18 protein-coding genes and 1 pseudogene are annotated in these 25,174 nt (G+C 40.1%); 2 read left to right on the forward strand and 17 right to left on the reverse strand.

The window, feature by feature from the left end; genetic code table 11:
- Positions 1-144 precede the first annotated feature (144 nt).
- The 15 genes and pseudogenes from hepC to NSTCB13_RS34030 all read right to left on the reverse strand — a co-directional run bounded on the left by hepC (position 145) and on the right by NSTCB13_RS34030 (position 19,592).
- Positions 145-864 carry a heterocyst development glycosyltransferase HepC gene (gene hepC, locus NSTCB13_RS33960; protein WP_448275436.1) on the reverse strand — a complete coding sequence of 240 codons (720 nt, stop codon included), beginning with the start codon at positions 862-864 and terminating at the stop codon, positions 145-147.
- Between the two features lie 950 nt (positions 865-1,814).
- Positions 1,815-4,043 (reverse strand): GumC family protein, encoded by a 2,229-nt coding sequence (locus tag NSTCB13_RS33965; RefSeq protein WP_445631946.1) that lies wholly within the window; start codon positions 4,041-4,043, stop codon positions 1,815-1,817.
- 122 nt (positions 4,044-4,165) lie between these two features.
- Positions 4,166-5,266 (reverse strand): glycosyltransferase, encoded by a 1,101-nt coding sequence (locus NSTCB13_RS33970; protein ID WP_445631947.1) that lies wholly within the window; start codon positions 5,264-5,266, stop codon positions 4,166-4,168.
- Between the two features lie 299 nt (positions 5,267-5,565).
- Positions 5,566-6,879: an NAD(P)H-dependent oxidoreductase gene (locus NSTCB13_RS33975; RefSeq protein ID WP_448275437.1), complete on the reverse strand. Its 1,314-nt coding sequence runs from the start codon at positions 6,877-6,879 to the stop codon at positions 5,566-5,568.
- 228 nt (positions 6,880-7,107) lie between these two features.
- Positions 7,108-7,665, reverse strand: a complete 558-nt coding sequence (gene rfbC / locus NSTCB13_RS33980; protein WP_448275439.1) for a dTDP-4-dehydrorhamnose 3,5-epimerase — start codon at positions 7,663-7,665, stop codon at positions 7,108-7,110.
- Positions 7,666-7,945: 280 nt separating this feature from the next.
- Complete coding sequence (locus NSTCB13_RS33985; protein WP_448275440.1) at positions 7,946-8,791, reverse strand: phytanoyl-CoA dioxygenase family protein; 846 nt, start codon at positions 8,789-8,791, stop codon at positions 7,946-7,948.
- 21 nt (positions 8,792-8,812) lie between these two features.
- Positions 8,813-9,676 (reverse strand): phytanoyl-CoA dioxygenase, encoded by an 864-nt coding sequence (locus tag NSTCB13_RS33990; RefSeq protein WP_448275442.1) that lies wholly within the window; start codon positions 9,674-9,676, stop codon positions 8,813-8,815.
- 50 nt (positions 9,677-9,726) lie between these two features.
- Complete coding sequence (locus NSTCB13_RS33995; RefSeq protein ID WP_448275444.1) at positions 9,727-10,734, reverse strand: glycosyltransferase family 2 protein; 1,008 nt, start codon at positions 10,732-10,734, stop codon at positions 9,727-9,729.
- A 38-nt stretch (positions 10,735-10,772) separates the two neighbouring features.
- Positions 10,773-11,726 (reverse strand): glycosyltransferase family 2 protein, encoded by a 954-nt coding sequence (locus NSTCB13_RS34000; RefSeq protein WP_448275446.1) that lies wholly within the window; start codon positions 11,724-11,726, stop codon positions 10,773-10,775.
- A gap of 217 nt (positions 11,727-11,943) precedes the next feature.
- Positions 11,944-12,978, reverse strand: a complete 1,035-nt coding sequence (locus tag NSTCB13_RS34005) for an NAD-dependent epimerase/dehydratase family protein (protein WP_448275447.1) — start codon at positions 12,976-12,978, stop codon at positions 11,944-11,946.
- A 439-nt stretch (positions 12,979-13,417) separates the two neighbouring features.
- On the reverse strand, positions 13,418-14,632 hold the full coding sequence (lhgO, locus tag NSTCB13_RS34010) for an L-2-hydroxyglutarate oxidase (protein WP_448275449.1): 1,215 nt from the start codon (positions 14,630-14,632) through the stop codon (positions 13,418-13,420).
- A 123-nt stretch (positions 14,633-14,755) separates the two neighbouring features.
- Positions 14,756-15,529 carry a glucose-1-phosphate cytidylyltransferase gene (rfbF, locus tag NSTCB13_RS34015; protein WP_445631955.1) on the reverse strand — a complete coding sequence of 258 codons (774 nt, stop codon included), beginning with the start codon at positions 15,527-15,529 and terminating at the stop codon, positions 14,756-14,758.
- Positions 15,530-15,856: 327 nt separating this feature from the next.
- Positions 15,857-18,026, reverse strand: a pseudogene (locus tag NSTCB13_RS34020) (tetratricopeptide repeat protein).
- Between the two features lie 58 nt (positions 18,027-18,084).
- Complete coding sequence (locus tag NSTCB13_RS34025; protein ID WP_445631957.1) at positions 18,085-18,867, reverse strand: PP2C family serine/threonine-protein phosphatase; 783 nt, start codon at positions 18,865-18,867, stop codon at positions 18,085-18,087.
- A gap of 50 nt (positions 18,868-18,917) precedes the next feature.
- Complete coding sequence (locus NSTCB13_RS34030; protein ID WP_445631958.1) at positions 18,918-19,592, reverse strand: vWA domain-containing protein; 675 nt, start codon at positions 19,590-19,592, stop codon at positions 18,918-18,920.
- A 747-nt stretch (positions 19,593-20,339) separates the two neighbouring features.
- Between NSTCB13_RS34030 and NSTCB13_RS34035 the strand changes: the two genes are divergently transcribed.
- On the forward strand, positions 20,340-21,725 hold the full coding sequence (locus NSTCB13_RS34035; protein WP_445631959.1) for a response regulator: 1,386 nt from the start codon (positions 20,340-20,342) through the stop codon (positions 21,723-21,725).
- A gap of 336 nt (positions 21,726-22,061) precedes the next feature.
- On the opposite strand, the gene NSTCB13_RS34040 is transcribed toward NSTCB13_RS34035, so the two are convergent.
- Both NSTCB13_RS34040 and NSTCB13_RS34045 read right to left on the reverse strand, forming a co-directional pair.
- The gene (locus NSTCB13_RS34040; RefSeq protein ID WP_448275451.1) at positions 22,062-23,183 is read right to left on the reverse strand and encodes a hypothetical protein; all 1,122 of its coding nucleotides are present in this window, start codon (positions 23,181-23,183) and stop codon (positions 22,062-22,064) included.
- Between the two features lie 540 nt (positions 23,184-23,723).
- Entirely contained in the window at positions 23,724-23,876 is a 153-nt protein-coding gene (locus NSTCB13_RS34045; RefSeq protein ID WP_445631961.1) for a hypothetical protein, read from the reverse strand.
- A 551-nt stretch (positions 23,877-24,427) separates the two neighbouring features.
- Here NSTCB13_RS34045 and NSTCB13_RS34050 point away from each other — a divergent pair.
- On the forward strand, positions 24,428-24,925 hold the full coding sequence (locus NSTCB13_RS34050) for a hypothetical protein (protein WP_448275453.1): 498 nt from the start codon (positions 24,428-24,430) through the stop codon (positions 24,923-24,925).
- The last annotated feature ends 249 nt before the right edge of the window (positions 24,926-25,174 follow it).

Below are 25,174 nucleotides of genomic sequence, written 5' to 3' on the forward strand. Positions count from 1 at the left end.
ACAGTTCAGATAAGCTCAAAACCCTGACGTAAAGATGCTATTTATCGCGTTTGAAAAACTAATTATCTAGAATCTGATACTACATAAATAATTTTTTTGAGTCTCAGTGCGATAAATGAAATCATCAATTACCGCACCGATAAATTACAGGGTTTGGCTATCGAGATGTAACAGATGAGACTGTGCGTCTACTTCCCAGGAAGTTGTAATTTCTGGTAATTTATTTAGCTGTACTGCATCTTCCAAAGTCCAACAACGAGATCCGGTTAAACTCATATCACCCCGTAGCACATTAAATAACTGTGGCAGATTGTCGAGATTGTATTTACCCATCCAACGCCCTAGTGGTGTGGTATTATCGGTGCAAAAACTCATCGCTTGAAAGAGTTTACCCCGTTCCCCAACACGCCATTCATGACAAAAAAGAGGCCCTGGCGAGTAAACCTGCATTAATACAATCAATCCCAACATGACTGGACTTACTAATAGCAGCAATATAAAAGCAGCAATCCAATCAATTACTCGCTGCAATTGTCTGAAGGGTTGGTTAGGGAGTTTTTTGCTAGCGGGTATGCTTAGGAATATTGGTTTTTGAGCTGCTTCACATGCATCTGCCCAAAATTTGAGCAAAGTCTCACCCAATTTTGGATCTATGCTGACCAAACTTACTGGAGAATGTTGTAAGCATTCTACTAGCGATCGCTTATTATCTAATGAAGCCAGATATGGTTGTTTCACTCCTCCAAGCGGCTTCACCAACAGCTTACCCCGTCGCCACTGGAGTGTGCAGTACCCACGATTATCTTGCTGTGACTGGGTTACATCATATAAATTCTCTAGAGTTGGAATTATTGAAGTTGTCATAATGTCTTTGGGTTTATACAGGAGTGAATTACTGAGGCGTTATCAAAGGCTATTAATGCCAAAGACCCAAATCCGAATCTTGTTGTAAGTCCAAAAAGTTGGAGATAATTGAGAGCAAAAATATGTTATAGTATTTGCCACTCGACCAAGCACGTATTGCGTAGAATTCTGCTGGTGTAGAGATTTACAAATTAGACAGATACTAATTACATAGGTAGCAATCACCGCTACTATTAACATTCATGGGCAAATCTTGATTTTCCGGAAACTACTGACAGTAGAGAAGTGTAGAGAGAAATTACCCATGAATCTATATCTACGTTTAATTACGCTGAGGTGTTCATTGTCTCGATAGATTTGAAAAACCAGTCTGCTCTTGTCTTCTAGCCTTTATGAAGGTGCTTTAATCTCTAGAATATAAGACTATGTAGAAATAGCGATCGCTCAAAGAACTTCTTTATCTATTCTTTAAAGAGTCAGTGATTTCTCTGAAAAACCATAAAGATAGCATAAATATACTGAATTCTTCCCGATAGCAACAAAATTAAATTTGGTTCATCAAAACGCAGAAACAATTCATGAATCATTGCTATCAATTTAAGGTAAAAACTAGCTTTTAGCAGATTGCCTCGTTCCCAGTCTCAGACTGGGAATGCCCGTCCTTGAGGCTCCGCCTCTTTTACTCGCGGCAGCAGCCCAATGAACCAATACGCTTAGATTAAGCATTTTTTCTCTTCTCTCTGTTTCCTCTGCGCCTCTGCGGTAGCCTGCGGCAAGCCGTTCGCGTAGCGTCTCGTAGAGAAGCGTCTACGTTAAAAATTTGACATTTACTCGCGGCAGCAGCCCAATTAACAGCATTTCTAGCCTCTAGCTAGAAACGAAAAAAAATCCAAAACGCAAAATCCCCGACTTCTTTAAGAAGTCGGGGATTTATCATCTAGCCGTACTAGCTACTTTTCTACAGCTTGACGTAGAGCCAATTGTTGTTGTTTGATATTGGGTACGTAATTACTACTATTAGATACCCCATTAGCTACAACCCCAATCAGATTTAACTTACTCAGCATCGCTGTCGCTTGATTAAGCTGACTTCGCGTCACAATACCAATGCTTGCCACCATAATCACACTACGACAAGATGATGCAGTAAGCATGGCATCCACCAAACCGAGAACTGGGGGCGCATCTATCAGAACCAAATCATAGTTTTCCTCAAATGCTGTCATTAATTGGATCATCCGAGGGGAACTCAACAGATTAGCTGGGTCGGCAGGTTTGGGACCAGCGGTCAAAATATCGATGTAGGCGGAACCTGAGTATTGAAGACTAATTTGGTTGGGTAGAGTTGTATCACTCGCCAATAAAGTTGAAAGCCCCTGCTCATTGGGAAGATTCAGTTGGTGGTGCAAACTGGGATCGCGTAAGTTGGCATCAATCAGCAGTACTCTTTTGTGTAAACGAGCAGCACTCATTGCCAAACCCAACGCCAAAGCTGATTTACCTTCATCGGCTAAAGCCGAGGTAATCATCAAAGATTTTAAGTTCGTAACGGTATTTAAAAGTTCAATGTTTTTGTAAATCAGATCCAGCGATTCCCAACGCGGTGGAGATTGCAATACCTGAATCGTCCAAGGAGCGAGAACTTCTGGCTTGCCAAAAGGCAACTTAATCATTGATTCTCTAGGTTTGGCTGGCGGTAACTTGGGAGTTGTTCCCAACAAAGGCATAGCCATTTGCTTCTCTAATTCAGCAGTGGTGTGAACTGCATCATCAGCTGATTCGCGAATAAAGGCAGCAATACCTCCTAACATTAACCCAACCACAGCACCTAACAGCAAATTCTGTTGAAGATTGGGGCCTAATTTTGCACCTTTTTGAGGATCTTCTACCACTTCCCAATTAAATCCACCCTTGGAAAGTTCTTGCCGTAATTGTTGTTCTGCTCTTAAAAGCTGCTCTAATCTTTCACGACTAAATTGCAACTGTGGTAGCATTCGATTGTAATAAGCCAACAAAGGCGGGAAGCGTTTGATTTCCAAACGCAACTCGTTTTCTTTCTGAGCCAAACTTTGATCGCGAGCAGTTAAAGCAACTATAGTTGTCTGCGTTTCTACTAACTGACCAGCAAGGCTGAGATCGATTTGACCCAACTGCCCTTTTTCGAGAAGAGAATCTCCAGAAGTGAACGCACCAGCAGACTTTTCGCCTAAAGTTCTTCCTACCTCTTGTTGCAATAATTCCTTTTGGCCTTGAAGCTGTTCTTTGAGCTTTTGCACGCTCGGAGTTTGATCTGTAAACCGTAAGCGTTCTTGTGCTAGTGCCAATTCGCTTTTTTGGATTTCGTTTAGTAAGCCTTGATAGCGAGTAGACTGACTCAAACGAGAAGCAACTAGAGCATTTTGGGGAGAACGGTTAAGTTGTTCTTCTAAAGATTTTTGGCGTGCTAAAGCTTCCCCATACTGAGCGCGAGTTGTCTGTCTTTCTTGGGAAAGATTGTTCAAAGCTGTTTCAATCGCTTTCGCCTGTGACTCTGGATCGATTAAGTTCTGATTTCTGCGAAACCTTTGTAAATTTGTCTCAGATGCGTTTACTTCTTCACTGGCTTTACTTAACTGTTCCCTGATGATTTGCAGACCTTTTTGTAAACGCGAACTCTGTTGTTGTTTGTTATATTCCAGATAAACTTGTCGAATTGCATCCAGAACTTTTTGGGTTTTTTCAGGATCTCCAGCGGTATATTCAACTTGAAAGATTTTAGTAGCGACATTATCTTCTTTGCTCCTAATTTGAGTTAAGACCAAAGAAGCTTTAATTTCCGCCGAAGTTATATCTGGATAATTAGACTGAAGTTTATCAACTGCTTTTTGAATGAGTCCCGAACTTTGCATCAAGTTAAGCTGGGTGGCAGTATCTATGACCACATTAGAGTCAGTAAACTGATTGTCTACTCCCGCACCACCTTCCGTTTTACCTTGATAGTTAGGTTCTACTAGCAGTTGCATAGAACTTTTATAAGTAGGCTTTGTTTTTACAGTTACTATGCTGGCAATAGCAATAGAACTAATTAATACTGCTAAGAACCAAGGAAATCTCCGCACAAATACGGCAAACATTTGCCCGTAACTTGGTTCACTTTCAGAAGCTAGAGCTAGATGAGGATTTAGACTATTTTGAACCACTTTTATATCCTTGTCTTCAAGACTTACGCTAAGAGATTCTCCGAAAAATACCTATTTTTTTACGAACTGCCAATCACAAGAGAGCAAATAAATAGGTAATCTGATAGTGGAAAATTCAGAAATCAAATGAATAATTGCTGCACGCCACAAGCTTGGTTAATAATTTGCTCAACCTTGCCAAAGAATGCATTCTCTGAAAAATTTGCTACAGCATGATTGCGGATGCGATCGTAATCCCAAGAAATGCCGTTGGCTTCTTGTAATGCGATTTGTAGAGATTCGGGTGTTTGTCTTTTGAAAAAGACTCCTGTTTCACCTGGAATTTGAGTATCTAATACTCCACCTGCTCCATAAGCGATGACTGGTGTACCGCTAGCGTTAGCCTCTACTGGCACTAATCCGTAATCTTCTAAGGCTGCGACAATAATAGACTTGGCTTTGGAAAACAAGTCTTTGCGGGTTCTATCACTTACGTGTCCCAAGAACACAATATTTTGTAATGCTTTGGATTTTAACCGTGCTAATTCTGGCCCGTCACCAGATATTAATAGCCGCCACCCTAACCAATTAAAAGCTTCGACTATTATATCAAGTCGCTTATAACCGATCATCCGGGCGGAGGCCAGATAATATTCATCTTTTATATCGGAAAAAACAAATTTACTAGTATCAATTGGATAGTTCACCATCATTGCCTTTTTGCCATAAATCTTTTCAATTCGGCGGGCAACAACGCTGGAATTAGCTATGTAAAGGTCAGGCTCCTGTGCATATTTCAAATCTACCTTTCTCATTACTTGAAATATTTGTTCGATTAAAGGAGCAAAATATCTATAGTCTCCGTACTCTCTTAAATAAGTTGCTGTATCCCATAAGAAACGGGTGACGTTATGGCAAAAACAAATGTGGTGGGCATTGGGGTTTTTTCGCACTGCTTTGGCGAAGCTGGTGCTACTACTAATAATTAAATCGTAGTCTTGCAGATCCAAGGCACGAAAGGCAGGAAAATATAGAGGAGCCATCGACCTAAAATATTTTGCTGCACCAGGAATCTTTTGTAAGAAGGTTGTATTAACTATGCGATCGCCTAGATCGATAGTTTTTTGGGGATCGTACAAAGATGTGAAAATGTCTGCTTCAGGATAGCGCTTACAAAGCAGTTCAAACACCCGCTCTGCCCCACCTCGCTGGGTTAAATAATCATGGACGAGAGCAATTTTCATGAAATTTGACCTAAAGTTTCGATCGGGTTTGTTGAAACGCTCCCTAGCAAGTTACTATCAACAACTTTAGTGTCCCGCAGTATAGCTTTCTATCCTCTTGATGAAATTCTGGCAACAAATATGTTTTTGGAGATCCCCCCAACCCTCCTTAAAAAGGCGGGCTTTTTCTGATTCTTTACCCCTTTTTTAAGGGGGTCGCCGCAGGCGGGGGGATCTTATCCGAAACGTATTAGGGGCGTACAGCTAGCTGTACGCCCCTACAGCTAATTCATTTGTGGCAAATGTTTTTAAAACCGATATTATCCAACTGCTACTAAGATTTTTTCTGGAGCGAAATAGGCGTTTTGCTCAGCTCGTAATTGGTCGCAAAGTCTGCCTTCAGGTAATTCTACATCCTCATAAGTGAGGACTCGATCTTTAGAAATATCTCGTTTGAGGCGGCACCCTTCAGCTAAACCCATTGGTAGAAGATTTTGCTGTTGGACGATATCGGAATTTTCACATTGTCCGTAGGTCATGTAGTAGCCGATGCCATCTAAGGTTTCTCCTGCTTTCAGGTCGATTTTGGCGGTGGTGACAACATCTACTAACGGGCCTGCTAGTGGAGACATCACGGCATCACCAAATAAAACAGCACGCGCTACGGACAAGGGAACTTCAAAATGACAGAGGTGATAAGGAGTATAGAAGCTGTAAAGTGGGCCTTCACCTAATTTATATAAGTTGAGATAGTGGCGTTGCTTGGGGTCGTCGTGAGTGGCAAATACATATACGCCTGGGCCTGGTTTTGCTCCAACTACATAATCGACGATGCCGCCCAGTTCTTTGAGTTGTTCAACATCATATAACTGGGTCATTTCATCGACATGACCGCTGAAGTCATATCCCAACATTCCCCGTTTGGCGACTTTCATGCCTGTGGCATTGGCAACGATCGCTTGCTCGAAGGAAATTTTGCTTCCGTCGGCGAAGCTAGTCACCATGTGGGGCTTTTGACCCCAACGTTTAGCAAATCCTTCTTGGGTGGTGGGATTGCGATAGGGGTCTTGGAGTCCTTTAATGTTACCGCACAATAAGGGAGTTAAACCAATGCTTTTTACAAAGCGATAAAGGTTCATTTGTACCCCTGGCTGGTCGCCATCACAAGCGCTGAGAATCACACCTGCTTTGTCGGCATACACTTTCAGGATGGGGCCAATGGTGCCATCGAGTTCGGCATTCATCATAATCGTATGTTTGCGGTGGGCGATCGCTTCCATAACGATATGAGCGCCAAATTCCACTGCACCCGTGACTTCGATTAATGCATCGATGCCTTCAGCCTGACACAGTAACTTAGCGTCTTCTGTGACTGCATACTTACCGTTAGCGATCGCATCTTCTAATTCGCTAATAGTTGCAACAACTTGAATATCTTCAATTCCTGCTTCCGAATAAGCTTGTTTAGCTGCACCAATCTGACGATTAGAGATCGCAACTAACTCCATTCCTGGCACTGAATTGGCAATTTGGTTGGCAATTCCTCGACCCATAAAACCAGCACCGATCATTCCCACCTTGATAGGATTTCCTGCTGCTGCACGGGCTTGTAAGGCGCGATCGATAATAATCATGAACTAAACTCCTTTTTGGAACTGTTTGTTGTGTTACAAATTCTCGATAATTTTGCACTTAATAATTTTTTACAGCTCAATATTAAGTACATTTTCATGGGAATTATGATTAATGATAGCTACTAGCTGGTTGCTTGCTAGATGGTATACTTTTTGGAACTACCTTACCTCATACAGAGGAGCCAGTGTGTTGTGTGGAAAACACCTGGCACAGAGAAATAGTTGATGTTATCTGGAAGCTGTACCGCCAACAGTCATCATTCTCAACAAGGGCCAATTTAAATCTTTCTCGGAGATTTCAGTCACATCTAGAGGCCAATCAATGTTAAAGAATGGGTCGTCATAGCGTAAACCTCTTTCATATCCTGGGGTGTAAAATTCGCCCACTTGATATACAACTTCTGTCTCATCGGTGAGCGCTTGATAACCATGAGCAAACATTTCTGGAACATACAAAGCGCGGCGATTTTCTGGGGTTAGCTCTACACCAATATGTGATAAAAAGCTAGGAGATTCAGGACGCATATCAATAATTACGTCGTAGATTGCACCTTTCGTACAGCGAATTAATTTTGTTTCTGCTGCTGGCAAAATTTGATAGTGCATTCCCCGGATAGTGCCTTTTTTATAATTAAAAGACAGGTTACATTGAGCAACTGTTGGCTTTAATCCGTGTGCTTCAAATTCTTGAGCGCAGAAAGACCGAGCAAAAAAACCACGGTGGTCTGGCTTTTCTTCTAAATCAATAATGAATGCGTCTTTGAGTGCAGTTTGAGTGAAGAGCATGAATGAGTAACCTTAATAGGAAGATTGACGACAATAAAAATTGGCAAATTTGAAAACTTACAGCACTTTGCAAGTAAATGAAGTACACCCCTTCTTAAGGCAAGCTACGGTGTACACACAAGTCTGAAATAGCTGATTAACCAGGGTTTTACCCCACCCTAACCCTCCCCGTATGTATTGGGGAGGGAACTATATTTATTTCTAGTTTCCCCCCTTTCCAAGGGGGGATTAAGGGGGGTAATTGGGTTTTTAGATTAACAAGCAGCTTGTTTTAATTGAACTAGATGGCGCTATTACTGACTGGTTCAGTTAACTTTGGTTGGGGAAAAGTATTGTCTCGATATTGAGTACAAACTTCTGGACGATCGGGAGAAGTAGATGTATAGCACGAGAATAAAGTTAACCTATCTTCAGTGCGTGATGTACCGTGATGTATGGCTTTTTTGGGATCGACAATAATCACTGTTCCTGCCGATCCTGTACAAGATTTCCAAGCCTCTTTCGGGATAATTTCATTTAGTTCTTCATCGGTGATTCCTAAATGACCAGATTGCCAAAGCTTGTAGTAAGTACGGTAATAGTTTAATCTAAATAAAGAGGTTAAAGAGGCGGGGATATATTCAAAAGGCCCGTGCTTTTCTTCAACATCATTTAAGTAAATAATGATTTTGATCATGCGGCGGTCTTCTGCATCTTTATGCCATAGTTGTGTACCAAACTGATTTTTATTAGGGAAATCTTTGCGGAGATGTACACCATGAAAAATGATTGGTAGACCAATGTAGTTTTCAATGATGTTTAAAAGCCTTTTTTCGTTTCCCCAAGTAGCAAATTCAGGTAAATATGTAACTGTGTAAACTTGGGGAATTTTTTCATGTGAATCGTCATGATTGCCAGATTCCATTTGGGACGAATAAGCATAAGCTGCCTTGAGCAATTCTGCTGTTGAATCGAATCCCAATTCAGCAAGTGTGGTAATATGAATACCATCACATTTAAGGTCATCAAGAATTTTGCGATCGCCTTCTTGCAGTACAGGCAAATTAGCAGCGTGTTTCCAAAGTGCTAATCTGTAAACTAACTCAGATCCCAGTGAAGATATTTTGCGTTTAATCTTGAGCAGCATGGCATGACTACCTTTAATAGACTATCGGCTATTTTCTACTTGTTGCCTTAACTCTGCTCTGGGATAAGTATCATCCCAGTATTGGGTGCAGAGTTCTGGTCTTTCAGGAGGGTTGGCGGTATAACAAAAGAATAGTGTTGAGCGTTCTTCTGTGCGGACTGTGCCGTGATGCAAAGCATTTTTCGTATCTACAATAATGACAGTACCTGCTGGGCCTGGGCAGGATTTCCAAGCTGATTTGGGGATGATTGGTTTCACTTCTTCATCGTCAATGCCCATATAACCTGACTTCCAAAGTTTGTAGAAAAGCCGAATATAATTCCAACTAAACAAGGAAGTTAAAGAGCGGGGAATGTATTCAAAAGGCCCAGTTTTTTCTTCTACATCATTCAAGTAAATAAAGATTTTGATAATGCGACGGTCTTCGGCATCGCTATGCCATAGTAGCGTGCCAAACTGATGTTTGCTAGGGAAATCTTTACGTAAATGTACACCGTGAAAAGCAATAGGCAGACCAATATAGTTTTCGATGAGATTGAGAAGTCTTTTCTCCATTGCCCAGGCATAAAATTCTGGTAAACCTGTAACTGTGTAAATTTGTGGCAACTTTTCATCTAGATGGTCGTTGTTGGGATTTTCCATCTGAGACAATTGCTGATAAGCAGCTTTGAGCAGTTCGGAGCTAGAGTTTAAGCCTAAATCTGCCAGTGTTGTGACACAAACACCGTCTTTTTTGAGAGCTTTGAGGATATTGCGTAGGCGTAGCCCGTCGCAGACATCGCGCCCTTCCAATGCTGGCAAATTTCTGCTATGCTTCCAACGAGCTAGATAATATTCCAAGTCAGCAGATAGTGTAGATAATTTGCGTTTAATTAGATTAAACATCTGGTAAACTCTTTCTAATTTCAATGTCGATTTATCAGTAATTTAGTAGTTTATGGCTTATAGTTCCGTATTTCTTGAGCAGGTACTTCACTTGATTCTGCTAAACTAAATTCTTTAGAAATCATCACGTCAAAAGCACATAAACCGACTAAAGCCAAAAATGGGACTACTGTCTGAATAGCAGACATAGGCCATCTTCTTAAAGCACCTAAGAAAACTTTTAAGTTAACTTCTTTACCGTTTTGCAAAAGCATCCGCCGACAAAACTGCTTAGAATATCCACTCTGCTCCAATTTCAAAATTACTTCGGGTATGTGTTTGTATTGCATTAAAAGTGCAGATTTTGGTTCTTTTTGCCAATAACTCACACCCACAACACATTCCAAATAAGTCTCTTTCGTGACAATTACACGACCATTAGAAGCACAATACCCGGCTAAATATGCTAAAGATATCCAGTTATTCTCAGCATCTTGCCAATTTTGTAGAGCGCGTTTCACTAAATCAGTGCGGTAGATTGTCGCAGTCAGGAAAATGACTGCACCGACACTTTTTGAGAAACAATGCTCAAATATAGCTTTACCATCACCATCACCATCTTCACTCTCTATATCAAACCAGCGATTACCAACAATTGTTGGTGGATGAACTGGTTCACCAGTAATTTGGTTCCGGCCAGAAAAGTTGAGAAACAATAATGATAAATCTTCATATTGCTTAAGTTTGCTAATCACATAAGCAATGGCTCTATCTTGAATTGGGTCATCATCACCAATCGTCCAAACATATTTTGTTGTAGTAGAATTTAGGCAATACATAATATTTTTGACAACGCCTAAATTTTGAGGATTTTTATTTGATTTAAATGGGATACTACTAAGGATTATTTGCCATTTTTTAATCGTATCCTGAGTATTGTCTGTTGAACAATTATCAGAAACCAAAATTTCACAATCATCTTCAAAACCTTTGATAGCTTGAGCTAACCATGCTAACTGTTTATCCAGTAATTCAGCACGATTATAAGTTGGTATAGCAATGGTTAGTAATTTCTGCATGGTAAGAAATAGTAGTTAATAAATTGATATATGAATAGTTACAGATTACTCTCTAGCTGTTTGGGTGGAAAAAGAATTGCCCAAGCTGATATACTTAACAAACGTAGGTAAGGAAGAAATATCTTGATTGTCAATAAAGGCCAACGTTTTAAAGCGCCTAATAGGATTTTCAAGTCAGTTTTTTGATGGAAATTCTGCCAAATCATTTCCTGACAAAATTTATGAGGATATCCTACTTTTAGTAGTTTTATATAAACTTCAGGTATGTATGCATATCGCATTTTAAAGTTCCATGTCGGATCGAGATCCAAAAGACTAGCGCCCATAGTACATTCTAAATAAGTGTCTTTAGTGACGATGACACTCCCATGAGCAGCACAAAATGCAGTCCAATATGCTTGAGATGCCCAATTATTAGTAGCAGACGGCCATTTTTGTAAAGCGCGTTGCACTAGATTTGTGCGATAAATTGCTGCTGATATAAAAAGTACACCGCCAAAATTTTCATTTAGATAACTTTGAAATACAGTTTTACCATCAACTCTTAATTCGTCATTATCGCTATTCAACCAGCGTTCGACAACAAGTTGACCTGTTTGTTTTTGACGACCAGAGAAGTTTAAAAACATTAGTGCTAAATCTGAATGTTTTTTTAGTGTTGTTAGCACATAATCTAGGGTTCTCTCTTGAATTGGATCGTCATCACCAATTGTCCAAACATATTTAGTAGTTGGGGCTTTTAAGCAACAAGCGATATTACCCATAACCCCAATATTTTCACTATTTCTATTTGATGTAAATGTGACATTACTAAGAAGTATCTGCCACTTTTTAATAACTTCTTGAGTATTATCTGTAGAACAATTATCAGAAATAAAGATTTCACAGTCAGACTCAAACCCTTTAATAGATTTAGCTAACCAAGTAAGTTGTTTATCTAAAATCTGGGCACGATTGAATGTAGGGATTGCGATAGTCAGCAATTTATTCATCTTCGACTTTGTTTATTTGGCTTTTTCTCAAAATGTAGCGATGTAGTCCAGCGGCAATCTCTTTAGTTTTCAGATGGCTAACTCGTTTACTAATGTTGAGATGAACGCCATAAATTTTAACTCGCTGATTGCAAATAACTTGAGGAATAGAATAAGCCCGAATCAATACTATTTGATTCGGAAGCTTAGATTCTTTTTCTGTTGCAGCTAGGCAGCTTTAGTATTTTTTATTCCAGAAGAAATCTTTGTCAATTTGCTCTGTCCGAATTAGATACTCTAGCTGTTTTAAACGAGTAAATCCTCTAAACAAGAAAGTATCTTCAGCCATGTGTATTTGACTGAATAAATCAAATAGCTGCTGGGCACCAAGTCGGGCATTCCAATCACATTTAAATCCAGGTAGGATTGTGTTGATTTTCTCGAAGGATACGCGATAGCTGCGGTTATCTGCGCCGTTGTCACCAAAGGACAATTTGCAATCTGGAAAAACATCAGCAATAATTTCTGCGATTTCTTTAACGCGATAGTTATTCGCTGTATCTCCCACGTTGAAGATTTGGTTATGTACAATGTCTCGTGGTGCTTCTAAGGTGCAAACTATTGCTTTGCAAATATCCAATGCATGGACTAATGGCCGCCAAGGTGTGCCATCACTAATCATTTTGATTTCTTTGCTAGTCCATGCCAACCCTGCTAAGTTGTTTAAAACAATATCGAAGCGCATTCTGGGAGAAGCACCAAAAGCTGTTGCATTCCGCATAAAGGTGGGAGAAAAGTCATCGTCAGCGAGTGGTGCGACATCTCTTTCTACAAGAGTTTTGCATTCTGCGTAGGCTGTTTGAGGATTAACTGCGGATTTTTCTGTGACATCACCTGCGGTAGCAACACCGTAGACACTGCACGAAGACATATATACGAAGCGACGCACACCCATAGCCTTAGCTAGACTAGCTAGACGAACTGAACCTACATGATTAATTTCGTAGGTAATATTGGGTGCTAATTGTCCGGCTGGGGGGTCGTTGGAGAGTTCTGCCATGTGAACTATGGCTTCAATACCTTCCAAATCATCAGGGGTGATGTTGCGGATATCTTTGTTAAGGGTTTTGGGTGTGACTCCACTAGGGTTGTACAGCCAACCAACTTTATAGAAGCCGGTATCTAGACCAATAACTTCATGTCCTCGTTCGATTAACAAAGGGGGTAATAACGAACCTAGATAGCCTTCTGTGCCAGTTACTAATATTTTCATTGTGGTTAATTCCTTTGTATTGTATTGATGAGTTAAATTCTTCGTTTAGCTGGACGCACAGATGTATGTCCTAGAGTGTTGTTGCATCTAGAAGGGAACCGCTATATTTTTAGTTTGTAGGCTAAAAACTAAAACTGGTGTAGGTTGGGTTGAGGAACGAAACCCAACATTGTCAAGGCTTTGTTGGGTTTCGCTGTTGCTCAACCCAGCCTACTATTCTTCTTAACCCAAGCGTATTGTCTTATACCAATTCAATTAATGATTGCAACACATCCTTGGGTCAAGACGCGATGAATCGCGTCTCTACAAATGGTGTATTTGTCGCATTCTTTTTTCCAATTGGTATTACCTGTTTCTTGTATTTTCAGGCAGGTAAAGATGCCCACTATACAAGATTCATCCCTTAATTCAGCAGTCCCGGAAATAACAACTGTGATATCTATGCAGTGACTACACTCTCTAGATGCGAAAGTTGGGGAATTTCTGCTACAAGTGCTTTGCCGATTTCTAGAGAGGATGTCGCAGCAGGAGAAGGAGCATTGCAAACATGAATGGAGTTTTGACCGGAAACAATCAAAAAGTCGTCTACAAGCTTGCCATCGTTCATTAAGGCTTGAGCGCGAACTCCTGCATGGGTGGGAACTAAGTCTTCTGCTTGCACTTCGGGAATTAGTTTTTGTAAACTTCTGGTGAAGGCTGCTTTGCTAAAAGAACGAATTATTTCTTGGATGCCTTCATCAGCGTGTTTAGCTGCTAACTTCCAGAAACCGGGATAGGTGATGACTTCTAGGAAATCGCGCACGTCAAAGTCGGTTTTTTTGTAGCCTTCGCGTTTGAGGGATAGAACTGCGTTTGGGCCTGCATGGACGCTACCATCAATCATCCGGGTAAAGTGGACACCCAAGAAGGGGAAATCTGGATTGGGTACTGGATAAATTAGTGTTTTGACTAGATAGCGTTTTTCTGGGGTGAGTTCGTAGTATTCTCCCCGAAATGGCACAATTTTGGCTTGGGGTTCAACTTGCCCTAGTTTGGCGGTGCGATCGCTATGCAATCCAGTACAATTAATTAAAAAGCGGGTTTCAAAGCTACCCTTGTTTGTTTGCAGTACCTGATTTTTACCACTTGGAGAGATTTTCAGGACTTTTGTATTCAGGTGTAAATCTCCACCCTGCTGTTGAATTAGCTGGGCATATTTCAAACAAACTTGCTTGTAATTAACAATACCAGTTGAAAATACCCGAATTCCACCTACACATCTTACGTGAGGTTCAATTTCCCTGACTTCTTCAGGACTAATTCTCTGGACTTCTATGCCATTCTCTAAGCCGCGTTGGTAGAGATTTTCTAAGCGTGGTAGTTCTTGTTCTTCAGTTGCAACAATTACTTTACCACAAACTTCATGGTCAATTCCATGCTCTTGGCAGAATTCTACCATTGAACGAGAACCATCACGACAAAATTTAGCTTTGAAACTCCCTGGCTTGTAGTAAATACCAGAATGAATTACCCCGCTATTATTGCCAGTTTGGTGAAATGCCCATTGACTCTCTTTTTCTAGTACTAAAATGCGGGCATTGGGATAGCGTTTTCCTAAAGCTAACGCTGTCGAGAGTCCAACTATTCCCCCACCTATAATCGCAAAATCATACATTAGTATTATCGCACTTCAAATTACAGTAAATCTATTAAGTCATTTGTCATTTGTCATTTAACTCCTGACTCTTAACTTTTGTACAGACAAGGGTTAATCGCGTCTCTACTCCTAACTCTTCTCTTACCATACCTTCCAAGGAGCCTGATTGTTTTTCCACAGCCCTTCGAGATAGTTTTTATCGCGTAAAGTATCCATTGGTTGCCAAAACCCATCATGTTTGAAAGCAGATAGCTGTTCCATATCAGCTAGCTTTTCTAATGGCTCTTGTTCCCATACCGTAGAGTCATCAGCAATTAAGTTGATTACTTCTGGTTCTAACACAAAATAACCGCCATTAATCCAAGCTCCATCACCTTCCGGTTTTTCCCGAAAGCTGGTGATTTTGGTTTGCTCATATCCTAAAGAAATAGCACCAAAACGTCCAGCTGGCTGAACGGCTGTAAGTGTTCCTAAGCTATTTTGTTCTCTGTGAAATTTAACTAGCTCGGTGATATTAATATTACTGACACCATCGCCATAAGTAAAGCAAAAAGTCTCATTACCAAGATGTTCGCTGATTCGCTTTAAGCGTCCGCCTGTCATTGTATTATCACCCGTATTTACTAAGGTGACACGCCAGGGTTCTGCATAACCAGAATGCACGTTCATCTGGTTAAAGCGCATGTCAAAGGTAACATCTGACATGTGTAAGAAGTAGTTAGCAAAATACTCCTTAATGATGTAACCTTTATAACCACAACAAATAATAAAGTCATTAATGCCGTGGGCAGAGTAAGTTTTCATTATGTGCCAAAGAATTGGCTTACCACCAATCTCAACCATCGGCTTGGGTCTAACACTGGTTTCTTCACTGAGGCGTGTACCAAGACCTCCAGCCAAAATCACCGCTTTCATGCAATTACCTCGGAGATTTGTAGGGATATGATTATTCGACTTTTGCGAGATGAAGAGGATGCACTTCAAGGGAGAGAAATGTATTTCTGATTTCTGTTTCTCCGTCAATAATCTAACTGTAATTTCCGATGAAATTATAAAGGTAAGATAAATTAAAATCTTTTCTATATAAAAGCTCTATGAATATCTATAAATATAGAAATAAATTACTCAATGAAATAAAAATATTACCTATAAAATAACTAGGATTAGCTGGCGCTAACCCTAGTCATGCTTGATTTTTTCAATCAAAATCAACAATATGCTAGTAACAAAACTTACTGGTTTCTAGTTAGTTTTTTCCACATTACTTGAGCCTTGGAATAAAGGGTCACATTTGTTTTCGATGACTACACACATATTACTGAGTGCTTGTTGATAATTATCCATGTCATCTTGCTCAAGAAATATTTTGGCAGATGTCTGTATATCTTCGACAGCTTTCGCTTGGTTTTTGTTAGCTTCACTACCGCCATATTGTGCCAGTTCATAGCGAACCATACCTCGTTTGAGATATGCTTTTGCTAGTTTGGGGCTGAGAGTTAATGCTTGGTTAAAGTCAGCGATCGCTTGATTATATTCTTGCTGATAATTGCTGCTATATTGCGCAATTTGATAATAAACAACACCCCGCTGGAAGTAAGCTTCGGCTTTGGAGATATTACGTTTTATTGCCTGAGTAAAATCTGCGATCGCTTTTGTGTAAGCTTGTTGAGATTCACCGCTGTATTTAGCCATTTGGGCGCGGACAATTCCTCGTCTGATATAAGCTTCAATTTCATTATTATCCAGACCAATGGCTCGATTATAGTCTGCGATCGCTAGATTATATTCTCGGTCGGGATCGTTGCTATATTCGGCGAGCATATAGCGGGCATTGCCCCGATTTACCAGAGCTTTGGTTTGATTGGGATTGATTTTCAAAGCTTGGCTATAATCTGTAACTGCTCCTTCGTAGTCTTTCAGGTTATAGCGGGCATTACCACGATTTACAATTGCTCTAGCATGTGTCGGTTCTTGTTCAATTGCTTGGCTAAAGTTGACAATTGCTTTGTCATAGTCTCGCTCTTTATAAGCAATATAACCTTGCTGATAAGAATCAGCGAAGCTAAGTTTATTATTTGGCTGGGAAGACTTGATTGTTTGTTGGGTGTAAGCATTTTGGGAAACCAACGGCTGAGTAAATTTAATCATCACGTCTGCATATCCCAATAAACCAAAGCCCAGCAAACAACAAATAATCGGGTACAACTTTGACTTTTTGGAAGGTTTGTATGAACCGCTGGGAGTCATTATTGGCTGCCAGTAATTAGCTAGCTGCTGCGGTGACATGGCTCGCTGGGGAAAATGCGGTGTCTGATTGTAGCGTTTTCTCGCTTTGACTCGCGGTTGGAGATGTTCTCTAGCTTCTATAGCCCGATGTGATGGGAAGGGGTCGCGTCCGCCTAATCGCACGGTGCGTTCGCACCACGGACAGCTACGCATATGGTTGTTGTAGCGATGCTGGGGATTTGTTGTGCAGGTAATTAGGGACTCTTCGGCTTCAGCGATGGCTGAGAGCCAAGTCTGGGCACTGGGGCGCAGTTGGGGATTGTTATGACCCTCTTCAAAACAACGGACAAATAATTCCTGTAAGCTGGGATGGAGAATTTCCCAAGGGGGGGCAATGGGTGTCGGCAGGTAGGGTACGTAACGCTTTTGGCTGTAAGTGAAATGACCCGACGCAATGCGTGCTTCGTAGGGTGGTGGCTCAATCGCACCTTGAAAAATCCCCGAAAATGGGTGGGTGCCTTCCATTAAGAGTTGAAATACTAACACCCCTAACCCAAATAAATCGTGAGAAATTTCGCGATCGTGCTGGGCAAAAGTTTTATTCTGTAATTCTGGCGGAGTAAACTCTGGTTTACCTACTGGGCAACGATAAACAACATTGCTGTTTGGGTCGGTTACTTGGAAAGAGTCTGTGTCTATCAAGGGTCACCAGTGCTGTATCACTGACGAGGATATTGGACTCGTTCACATCACCAATGCAATATCCACTAGCGTGCAAAGCGGCAAAAGCCGCCGCCAAGTTACGAGCCGTGCGGAGCAGGTACTGATAGTTGAATAGGGGGCAATGTTGCCGACGGGTTCTGGGGTTGTAAAAGTCGATGATTGGACGCATCCCCTGAATACGTGGCATCAAAAAGCCCAGGATGCTATTTTTGCCATCTGCCGCCCGTAATAAATCCTCTGGCCAAGCGATAGAGATATGCCCCAAACTCGCCGTCGGGTTTTCTGGCGGGTTGGCAAGCATCGCCTGGAGTTTTTCTGCATGAGCAGTGGTTGGCTTGTGGTAAATCTTTGCCACGAAGTCGTTATCGGATGGCACTGCATAAACACAAGCTTCACCGCCACGTCCCAAACTGACATTGAGACTGAGGATTTCTTTTCTGGGGGAACAACGTAGTACCTGCATAATGAAATTACCGCTAACGGAAGTTATTGTAAGATGTAGAAACCTGTAGATTTGTTGCTCATGAGTCGTTGAATGCAGCTATAATGAGTGTCAAATCATCATCAGTGCGTTGCGTAATCCGCTCTGAGCGTAAAAATTTTACCAATTGCTCCTTTGCTTCTGTCTTATCCTCGGTATTGGCGACAAATTCAAACAGCGGAAAAAAGAATGGTTTGTGAGGTTCGCCAACAACCATATTCAAAGCCAGCATTTGTAATCCGTCGGTGATGATACCAACGTTTACTATGTCTGTGCGCCATAGTCTCATTTGTGCTGTATCTAAAGCATTAGGCGAAGTTAAAAAAGTAGTTTCGTTAATGTATTCACCACTGTCAGGCATAGTTAGTGCCAGCAGATTGCCCAAACGATCTTTTGCCACTGCCAAACCATCACCTATCTGAACTACAGCTACAACTTCTGGTGTGGCAACCAGCATAATTAAGGTAGTTGCTAAATCTTGAGGCTGTTTGTCACAAGTAGCCGCCTCATCCTCCACAGCTTTTTTAGCGGCGAATATGGCATCATTTAAGAGCGATCGCACTAATGTATCATCAGTCAAACTTTTTCGGGTCAGCCCAATGGTAGAAATGTTTTCTATTGCTGTCTCTACAGCAACCATCGCTCCCACTTTCCCAAGGCTAGCAGAACCCGCGCCATCTGCTGCGGCCGCCACTAAAACATTATCTGACAATATCTGCCAGTGATGAGCATCCTGACATAATTGATTGTTTTTTAAGTGACTTGTACCACATACAGATGCAGCCACAATCCGCCATTGAGCAATCTGTTTTGATATGTTCATAAATTTTTTTCAAGCAGCTAGCTGGGTAAACATCAAGCTGCGCTTTTTCATTAAACAGTCCCCCAACCAATCGGCGGTAGTGCTACCTGTTCGTCTACTTGGGAATGAGAAACAGCCGACATACTAGTTGACAGCCAGACAAACATCTCGATAAAATTTAATCCTTTAAGCTTTAAGGGAGTACGTACAGTTATTTGATTTAAACGCGTCATATTTGCATTTTCTACTCCAACTGTAAAGAATGCTACCCGCTTGTTCGCCTCGTCTCCCTGTAGGCGCACAGATGCTTGCTCTACCACTTGCTCTAACTCACCTTGGGGTTCTCCATCGGTAATCATAAATACCCAAGGACGATAGTAAGCAATCCCGTTGGCACGATACTGAGATTTCCGCTCTTGAATTATGTCCAAAGCTTTATGAATTCCCGCACCCATTGTTGTCAAGCCTTGGGCTGTCAAAATCGGTGGATTGAATTGATCGGCAGTCACAAAGTCTTGTACTACATTGATATTACTATCAAAAGTGACGATCGCCACTTCCACCCGTCTCGCAGCTAAGGAATTTTTGACTAGTTCATCCTTTAAGCTTAGTAAACCTTGATTTAAAGCCTCAATCGGCTCTCCTTGCATCGACCCAGATGTGTCTAATAAAAGTACACAAGGACAACGGGGTTCTGGGTTCTCAGCAAATTCTACTACTTCATCAAGTCTTAATGTATCATGCATAACTTTTTGTGTTATGTTAAAGTTCAAAGCTTTATTTCCCTTTGCTCAGAGTATATAGTTCCAATCGCCGAGGCGACTACAGAATATAGTATCTATTGGTAGATGCTCTAATCTTTATTAAACAAATTATTTTCATGAAGTTCTCTATATATTTAAGATGAACTTGAGTACAGCTTAGTTTAGCAAAAAAGAGTTTATCAAAACCCAGCATTACCTGTTGTAATGTATCTACCAAAAAGTTATATCCATTAACCCTACAGTACAATAAATACGTAAACTTGTTTAGATAATTTTTTAAAGATTTTATGTAGAAGAATCGTTTCTTGAAGGAAAAGTAATTAACCATAATTAAGCTCGTTAACTCTAGAAGGATACCAGTGTAACTACGCGAACTCGGAATTAAATTTGCTTCTGGAAGTGAGTGGGCATAAAGAAACGTCATTATTAAGGTCTTCACTCAAGAGTTGTCAGTAATTAGTAAAATCCAGAATTAACCAACATCCACTGATAATCTCGTTATGATAGATGCTTACCTTTATTCATACCTACTTACTTTTTGAGATAGGTTAAGTAAAATGTGCTAAATGTAACAAAGTACTTATAAGCCTTACAATTTTTAATATATGTACATATTTTCAAATAAATAATTTGTGGTTAGAAAAATATTACAAAAAAGAGAATACTTTATAGCTCATATTTTCAATCTACAAATGTTCGCTTGTTGATTCCGCAAAAAACTTGAAAAATATGAATAACTCAGGTACATTCACCAAACTACGTCCTCTAAGTTTGTTAAGACAATTATCCAATTGTTCCGACAGTACTTGTTTACAAGTATTGAGTAACTCAGTTTCTTGGTCGATTTACTTAGAACAGGGCAAAATAACTTACGCTACCCATTCCGTGGAACCCTTCGATCGACTAGAACGCCATTTGCGACGCCTCAGCCAGCAAATTCCACTCCTGACTAATGAGGTTCGCCATCAAGTACGGCTGATGTTTGAACCTGACTCACACAGTCAGTTAATCAAAGATGACACTAATTCGAGAAGCCACCCTCCTGAGTATCAGGCTATATCCTGGCTTGTTAGTCAACAACATCTACATTCTACACAAGCAGCAGTACTGGTTCAAGAATTAGTTAAAGAGGTAATTGAATCATTTTTGCTCATCAAAGAAGGTACTTATGAATTAACAGAATCACTTGATAGGATGCCAAAAATTTGTCGGCTAGGTGTCGAAAAAATTCTAGAGTATTGCCAATTAAGATTACAAAATTGGCAGGCTTTTATACCTAAAATTTCTTCTGCATATCAACGTCCATATCTATTGATTAATAGCAAGTTTGATGACCAAGATTTACCAAATCTACAGCCAGATTTAATTAACTGGATGAAGGGTTTTAGCTTGTGTCATCTGGCTGTAATTTTAAATCAAGATGAAATTCAACTAGCTCGCAATTTATACCCTTACATTCTGAAGGGTGCGATTATCCTTCATGAACCCGATCCACCTTATGATAAGTTACCAAGGATTTTTGAGGAGCAATCGCTTTTCTCAAAATTGATTTCAGGGTTAATTGACACGAAACAAGAACTAAGTAACACTGTCAATTCTTACCAAAATATTCCTGAAGAGAAAATAGTGCCTGTTCAGCGATTACCACAGATTTCTACTCCTTCCAAAGAAAACTTTCAGGAACCAACAATATCAAATAACATAAATTCTGCTTCCCCAAGAGTAACGGCTGCTACTGTAACAGTAAAAAAAGTCCACAAAATCGTTTCTGTAGATGATAGCCCTACAATTCTTAAAGAAATCAGTTATTTCTTAGAAAATGAAAACTTTTCTGTAGTAACTATTAACGATCCAGTGAAAGCAGTTTTGTCAATTATAAGGCACAAACCGGATTTAATTTTGTTGGATTTAAATATGCTAGGAATTGATGGCTATGAGTTGTGCCGAATTATACGAAATAATTCACTATTTCAAAATACTCCTATTATCTTTGTCACTGGGAATAAAGGAATCGTAGACAAAGTAAAGGCGAAATTAGTTGGGGCTTCTGGATATCTGACTAAACCGTTTACTCGCGCCGAATTACTGAAAATAGTTTTTATGCATTTGACTTAAATTAACTACCTTACCCATTACATTTAAAAGAGTAATACTTCTGGGTTAATTACAGATTAGACTTACGCAAAAAGTGCTAAAAAGCTTAATTTATCGAACTGCCAAGAACGCCAATAACGTCAAGAATCGTAGAGTTTGCGTAAGTCCTAACAGATTGAAATTCTTGAAGTACTAGAAGGTTGATTCTTGCGCCGCTCAATGAGAGCAATGTCAACTGCAAAGCTTAACCCAGAAGTATTGTATTCAAAATGTAATCAACTCAAGTTGGTAAAAAGGGCCATTGCCACAATAGACAGGCTTACCGATGCAAAACAGGTTCCTTTCTGTTACCAACTTTTAGGCTATGGTAGAGAAATCATAATTTGGGTTGTTGTAGCCTGGATTTGATATGGCGGATGTTACAAGGTCAGAACTGCTGAGTAAACTGCTGACATCAGTTCCTATATTTTGGCTAGGTTTAGTACTACCTAACGATATCAGTTCGCCACTAACAGAGAAATTCCAGCCTTCATTACCAATGAGTGTTTTGTCATCACCACTAGCTTCAATCCGGTTTCCCAGGAGATTGCTGTTACTTACATTGGCAGTGTTGCCACTACCAAGGATATCGTTTTTACTACCAGGTAGTGTATTGGCATTACCAAGGATGTCGTTATTATTGCCTAAGTTCCAGTTACCGTTACCGTTGGTTGTATTCTCGTTACCAAAGCCCCAGTTGCCATTACCTTCGGTTTTACCGCCATCACCGTAGTTCCAGTTACCGTTACCGTTGGTTGTGTTACCGCTACCAAAATTCCAGTTACCATTACCGTCGGTTGTGTTGTTACTACCATATAGCCAGTTACCGTTACCTTGACCACTGTTACCGATAGCATTTGCACTATCTAATTGTTGAATATCAGATATCCAGTTGTCGCTCTTATAAGGTACAGGTTGACCGTTGCCAGTTTCAGGTAGGTTGCTACCACTTTCCTTGGAGGGCGGAGTGCTGCCAAATGGTAAGTTACCAGGGAGGTTGGCGCTACTACCAGATGCGTTACCACTAGATGCGCCACCACCAGCAAAGGGGTTGCTACCGCCACCAGATGCGTTACCGCTAGATGCGCCAGCAAAGGGGTTGCTACCGCCACCTAAGGCACTAATATCACCGCCAACGACGCCGATGAGTTGATTGAACGGATTATTGGTATCAGTTAAAGCCCGCTCGTCAAGTGGTCGCTCGTAATTATATTTGTACTTTCCATCTTCACTGGTTGTGGATGAGTTACCACCACCGATAAAGGAAGCGAAAGGATTACTACCGCTAGCAGCGCCACCAAAACTACTGCCACTATCTAAACTACTGCCATCGGTAGACTGCCATTTGCCATCACTGAAAGAAAAATTGCCATTACCAGTTGAACTGTTGCTAGTACTTTGTGAGCCAACAGTTTGATTGCTATTGTTAGAAGTTGCCATTAGAATTAAACTCCTATTACTCAAACTGAAATCCCTCTATCAAGAGGAAGATCGACGACATGAATGAAAGCATTTTTTTACTTTTATTTTCACTAAAAAATACTAATAAAAACAGCAATCACCGCATTTAGTAAAAGTGTACAAAATCAAATTTATATTTAAAATGAACAAAATTTCGATTGGATTGCCGATTTTTTAGATTGGATTGTCTATTCTTTCGATCTTGTTGAGGTAGATTTCAGAAAAATGTCCGATAATCCTGATTTTGAAAGCTTTAGAGGCAGTTTATACAGTGATTTTTCGGCACAAACAGGGCAAATTTATTTCTTTGGTGTTATACAACACAATGCAATATAATTCCACTACAAAAAAGAGTAAGTGTAATTTTTGTAGTCTCTTGAGTTATAAAATATTACTTGTGAGGTTTGATCGAGTTTTAAAGATTCAAGTTATGCGATCGCTAGAGCAAACACATCTAAATTACTCGCGATCGCAACCAATGTTAAGAACCAACGAAAAAATCAGCATTTCTCATTTGATTTATTTTTCAAGTCTCAAAGCCATATCTCCGATGGGTGGTTCCTGAGCGCAGCCGTACCACTTGCCTACGGCACGCTGTTCGCGTTCGTGGAAGCAAGCTAGCAAGAGCGTCTCCGATAGGAGAAGGGCTACGCCTCGTGAAATTGTGGTCATTGCTCATCTCAAAAAACTGGGCTTGTTGAGAATAGAGAAAAAATAATGTCCCTTTTACATAATGTAATAATTGCTAAAATATGGACTAATAATGCTAGAAAGTAAAACTAGGTGAATCTTCAAGATAAGTAAGTCGGGGAGAATAAACCGAACTATATTAATAAACATAAACATATTTTAAACCCTTACAAATGACCAATGACAAATTACAAATGACGATTATTGCTAGTTAGCTTTATTTGTATCGTTCTACTGAAATTCAGCAAAAAATGCCTTGCAAAGCACTGTTGAAGTTTTTGAAATCAGAAAAAAACTTGTGTATTTAGATTGCTGGTTTTATGGTATTTTAACTTAAGCGTGAGAAAGCAAACGGCTCTCACTCGTAATGGTTATGTAAGAAGCGATATCTACGACGGGTTGCACCAACGCACAAAGGTTAACTAATTGCGTTTTGTGTTTTGAAGCTTCACTCTAGCAGAAAACAAAATAATTTATCAGTCTGCTTTCTAGTTAAACTAATAATAAAAATTCCTGACTATGGAGTATAAAAAATGAAAAGTGTAGTAAGCGCAGCAGTTATATTAACATTGATTGGTGGAGCAAATTGTCTTCCTAGCTATGGAATATCATCAAATATCAAGCCTTCAAGCATAGAAGTTAAATCAATTGCTCAAGGTAGTCATCAACAATTGATGGCTAGAGTTGGAACTACTTTAAATACTCCATTTTATCTGAGATATGGAAGGACAGCTTACCTCCCCACTGAAAATATTGAAATCAAATTTTCAAAAGTTATCCAGGATTCTCGGTGTCCTTCTGATGTAACTTGTATTTGGCAAGGGCAAGTTATTATTGGATTAGACATCATAAAAAATGGTCAGCAAGTTACAACATTAACGCTAACCTTGATACCAGGTCGTGATGCTTTACCAATTCAATTTTTAGATAAGTATTCGGTAAAATTAATAGAGGTTTCCCCGTACCCAAATAGCAAAAAGGCGATCGCACTCAAAGACTACATTGCTAAAATTGTTGTTAGTAAAAATTAGATGGCCAAATAATTCGTAATTCGTAATTAAAAAAGTTAGATTTAATCTGGGTTTTCAGCTTTACATCTGTAGCCTGATTTTGGAAAATCGGTATTACTTCCCTGCGTAGATACATTCTCAGTATTTACTTATTTTTACATTGGCTGTCTAACGTAGTAGGATTGTTCAAGTGAAAGGGTACACCTTGCAGGGCGAGTAGCCATCGAGCGCTTCTTGCACCCTAAAATAAGAGCAAAAGACGATTCCTAA

This window comes from Nostoc sp. DSM 114160, assembly GCF_053470305.1.

What these genes read in the sequence shown, in the direction of transcription:
- NSTCB13_RS34025 (WP_445631957.1), bottom strand. Translation starts at nt 18,867, where the DNA reads ATGAACATATCAAAACAGATTGCTCAATGGCGGATTGTGGCTGCATCT.
- NSTCB13_RS33970 (WP_445631947.1), bottom strand. Translation starts at nt 5,266, where the DNA reads ATGAAAATTGCTCTCGTCCATGATTATTTAACCCAGCGAGGTGGGGCA.
- NSTCB13_RS33985 (WP_448275440.1), bottom strand. Translation starts at nt 8,791, where the DNA reads ATGCTGCTCAAGATTAAACGCAAAATATCTTCACTGGGATCTGAGTTA.
- NSTCB13_RS33995 (WP_448275444.1), bottom strand. Translation starts at nt 10,734, where the DNA reads ATGCAGAAATTACTAACCATTGCTATACCAACTTATAATCGTGCTGAA.
- NSTCB13_RS34005 (WP_448275447.1), bottom strand. Translation starts at nt 12,978, where the DNA reads ATGAAAATATTAGTAACTGGCACAGAAGGCTATCTAGGTTCGTTATTA.
- NSTCB13_RS34050 (WP_448275453.1), top strand. Translation starts at nt 24,428, where the DNA reads ATGAAAAGTGTAGTAAGCGCAGCAGTTATATTAACATTGATTGGTGGA.
- rfbF (WP_445631955.1), bottom strand. Translation starts at nt 15,529, where the DNA reads ATGAAAGCGGTGATTTTGGCTGGAGGTCTTGGTACACGCCTCAGTGAA.
- NSTCB13_RS34030 (WP_445631958.1), bottom strand. Translation starts at nt 19,592, where the DNA reads ATGCATGATACATTAAGACTTGATGAAGTAGTAGAATTTGCTGAGAAC.
- lhgO (WP_448275449.1), bottom strand. Translation starts at nt 14,632, where the DNA reads ATGTATGATTTTGCGATTATAGGTGGGGGAATAGTTGGACTCTCGACA.
- NSTCB13_RS34000 (WP_448275446.1), bottom strand. Translation starts at nt 11,726, where the DNA reads ATGAATAAATTGCTGACTATCGCAATCCCTACATTCAATCGTGCCCAG.
- NSTCB13_RS33990 (WP_448275442.1), bottom strand. Translation starts at nt 9,676, where the DNA reads ATGTTTAATCTAATTAAACGCAAATTATCTACACTATCTGCTGACTTG.
- NSTCB13_RS33975 (WP_448275437.1), bottom strand. Translation starts at nt 6,879, where the DNA reads ATGATTATTATCGATCGCGCCTTACAAGCCCGTGCAGCAGCAGGAAAT.
- rfbC (WP_448275439.1), bottom strand. Translation starts at nt 7,665, where the DNA reads ATGCTCTTCACTCAAACTGCACTCAAAGACGCATTCATTATTGATTTA.
- hepC (WP_448275436.1), bottom strand. Translation starts at nt 864, where the DNA reads ATGACAACTTCAATAATTCCAACTCTAGAGAATTTATATGATGTAACC.
- NSTCB13_RS34035 (WP_445631959.1), top strand. Translation starts at nt 20,340, where the DNA reads ATGAATAACTCAGGTACATTCACCAAACTACGTCCTCTAAGTTTGTTA.
- NSTCB13_RS34045 (WP_445631961.1), bottom strand. Translation starts at nt 23,876, where the DNA reads ATGACCACAATTTCACGAGGCGTAGCCCTTCTCCTATCGGAGACGCTC.
- NSTCB13_RS34040 (WP_448275451.1), bottom strand. Translation starts at nt 23,183, where the DNA reads ATGGCAACTTCTAACAATAGCAATCAAACTGTTGGCTCACAAAGTACT.